At 57.5% G+C, this 3199-nt stretch carries 3 protein-coding genes; all 3 read left to right on the top strand.

Annotated features, from left to right (window positions below; translation table 11 throughout):
* Positions 1 to 229: 229 nt before the first annotated feature.
* Positions 230 to 2044 carry a PAS domain S-box protein gene (locus AC1XOS_RS21550; protein WP_481964268.1) on the top strand — a complete coding sequence of 605 codons (1815 nt, stop codon included), beginning with the start codon at positions 230 to 232 and terminating at the stop codon, positions 2042 to 2044.
* A gap of 492 nt (positions 2045 to 2536) precedes the next feature.
* Positions 2537 to 2932, top strand: a complete 396-nt coding sequence (locus tag AC1XOS_RS21555; protein ID WP_481964269.1) for a hypothetical protein — start codon at positions 2537 to 2539, stop codon at positions 2930 to 2932.
* Between the two features lie 13 nt (positions 2933 to 2945).
* Positions 2946 to 3199 (top strand): hypothetical protein (locus AC1XOS_RS21560; protein ID WP_481964270.1); only part of this gene is annotated, 254 nt, incomplete at its 3' end.

The following is a 3199-nucleotide window of genomic DNA, read 5'->3' on the forward strand; positions in this document are numbered from 1 at the left end:
TGAGCCAAGTGACTTGCGATAGGATGAGTTGTCTAAACAATTCCTGGAGCAAATCACTTGACCCTCACTGATTTTATCGCCACTTTGTTCTTTCACATCGACGAAACCATGAAGAACGTACCAAAAGATCCAAGAGCGCAACTCTGGCCTGCTCCATGCGGGGGCACAGGACTTCCTGGGCAAGAGCTGGCTCACGCCCGCAAGCCTGACCCGCGCCGTCGAGAATGCCGTGGAGCGCTTCGCCATGCTCACCGAGCGCAAGCAGTCCGAGGAGTCCCTGCGCAAGAGTGAGCTGAAATTCCGGGCGCTCATCGAGGCCACTCCCGATGCCATTCTGATTGTGGATGAGCAGGGCCGTATTGTCCTAGTCAATGAGCTGACCATAAAGCTCTTTGGCTACGAGCGCACCGAGCTCATGGGCCAGAGCCTCACTCTCTTGCTACCGGAGCGCTTTCACAAAACGCATCATTCGCACTTTCTGGGATTTGTCGAAGCACCACGGAACCGCGCGATGGGGGGCGGACTGGAGCTCTGGGGACGGCACAAGGACGGCGGCGAGTTCCCGATTGAGGTAAGCCTCAGCCCGCTGGAAACAGAGCAAGGGACACTGATCTTCAGCTCCATTCGCGATATCACCGAGCGCAAACGCACCGAGAAGACCACGCAGCTCTCGGAGATTCGCTACCGACGGCTCTTTGAGGCGGCAAAAGACGGGGTTCTGCTTCTCGATCCCGAGACGCGCAAGATCACCGATGCCAACCCGTTTATGACGACGCTTCTGGGCTACCCCCACAGCCAGCTCGTGGGAAAAGAGCTCTTTGAGATCGGTTTACTCAAAGACGAGCTCGCAAGCCAGGAGATGTTCGAGAAGCTCAAGGACAAGCTCCAAGTGCGCTACGAAGACCTGCCGCTGGAGAGCCAAGAAGGCAAGCGCCAGGAGGTCGAAGTGGTCGCCAATCTCTACGATGAGAACGGCCACGCGGTTATTCAGTGCAATATCCGAGATATTACGGAGCGCAAGCGGGCCGAGGAGGAGCTCCATGCCAGTGAGGGAAGGTTTCGGGTTCTCGCCGAGAGTGTGCCACCGTTTATCTGGATCTCCAACACGGAAGGCGTTGTGGAGTATATCAATCCGCAGTGGACAGAGTACACCGGCCTATCGCTTGCACAAACTTCAACACACCAAGACGAGTCGGTGTACCACTCAGACGATAAAGTGAGTATGTACGCGGCGTGGAACAAGGCACTTCAGACAAGCACTCCCTACAGCGTCGAGGTTCGTATCCGCAGCGCCCACGACGGCGGCTTCCGCTGGTTTCTGACACGCGGCATTCCTCAGTACGACAGAGCGGGCACGGTCATTCGCTGGTTTGGCGTGACTACCGACATCGAGGATCAGAAGCAGGCGCAGGCACGCAGTGCGGATCGCAATACCCTGCTCCAGCGCGCCGTGGCCGAGTCGCACCACCGCATCAAGAACAATCTCCAGGTGCTCTCGGCCCTGGTGGAGCTTCAGGTACCGCTTCAGGGAGACACCGTGCCGGTCTCGGAGCTAAAGCGCATTGGGCAGCACATCCGCACCCTCGCCGCCCTCCACGACTTACTGACGATAGACTCCAAGACCGGCGTTGACCTCGATACCGTCTCACTCAGAGCCGCGCTGGAGAAGCTTGCCCCGATCTTGCAGGCGACATCGGGCAAGCGCAAGATTCTGATACAGGCCGACGAGATGGTGATCTCACTTAAGCAAGGCGGTTCGTTCACGCTGCTGGTCAATGAGCTTGTCTCCAATGCGCTCAAGCACGGCAAGGGCGAAGTGCAAGTCACGCTGACTCTTTTGCCAGGAAATACCGCGCAGCTCGAAGTCTGCGACGACGGCCCCGGCTTCCCCCCTGGCTTCGACCCGCAAAAATCCGCCAACACCGGCATCGAGCTTATCGAGAGCATGGGCCGCTGGGACCTGCGCGGCGAGATCCTCTACCAGAACCGCCCCACGGGAGGAGCCTGCGTGATCATCACCTTTCCCCTTGTTGTGGAGCTATAAGAGGAAACGTGATGAGCCCCCCCGTGAAGCTTTTCTTTTTCCAGGCAAGTACCACCTGCCCCCCGCTTTGCCCCCCCCCGCATCGTGCTGGCGGGTTGAAGCGTCATCCCATTGTCGTAGCGCCGCCCTTGCGTCATCCGGGTGAATGTCCGCTGTGTCTTGGTCTGGCTCGTGACCCGTAGCGTGGTTTTCTGATTCGTGGTTCCCATTCGAGAACGCTCGTTGGGTCTCTTCTGCATGGGGGGAGCTGTATTGCGAGGACGCACCGGAACGTCCTACGTACGCACTTCAGCCCGACGGGCATGCTGCGGCGGCGCTTGCTTTTGCTGTGTCTTCTCACGACTACGCGCCTGAGAAGGATCGCAGGATCGGCTTTGATTTTTTCATTTTGGTTCACTCAAGGCTCGTATGTACGAATTTCAACCAGAGTTCCGCCTCACTTTGTAGGGAACCTAGCGACAGTGAAGACATCTAGTGCGGCAAGGAAACAATATGAAAATTACTCGAAACCTTCTCTCTGCGGTGGGTGCCTGCACCCTATTTGGGACGATCACGGTGCCTCTTGCCCACGCCCACCAAATGCGCAACCAAAACCAAGGTGTGATTCGCTGGACAGGCCATGCCGATAAGCTACTTGATGTCTCGTTTCGGCGAAACAGCACGTGGACAACACGGATCAGTGGGCGCAAGGGGAGTGGCGACGCAGTCTTCTCCAGCCCAATCCCCCGCAAAAACGCCACGGTGACCCTCAACCAGACAATGGGACGAGGATCGGTTTGGATTCGACAGCAGCCCCGCGCGAGCAATAACTACACCTGCATCGTGCGCATCTCCGACCGTACCTCAGGGGGAGATAACTACAAGTTCACGCTGCGCTGGGCCAACTAAGAAATATACCACCATGCAAACCTACCAAAACACCCTGGAAGGCGTCTTCCAGAACCCAGTTTCCAGCGAGCTGGAGTGGCACGATATCATCGCGCTGATCGAGCAGCTCGGAACCGTCAAGACAAAAAACAACGGCCAGCTCACATTCACGGTCAATGGCACGCCCCGGATTTTCCATCGCGCCAAAGATAAAGACACCTCAGATCGCCCGCAAGTGAGAGCGCTTCGAGAGTTTCTGGAGAGCGTCGGCATCAACCAAAACAGCCC

It is taken from the genome of Armatimonas sp. (assembly GCF_964826245.1).

What these genes read in the sequence shown, in the direction of transcription:
- AC1XOS_RS21555 (WP_481964269.1), top strand. Translation starts at nt 2,537, where the DNA reads ATGAAAATTACTCGAAACCTTCTCTCTGCGGTGGGTGCCTGCACCCTA.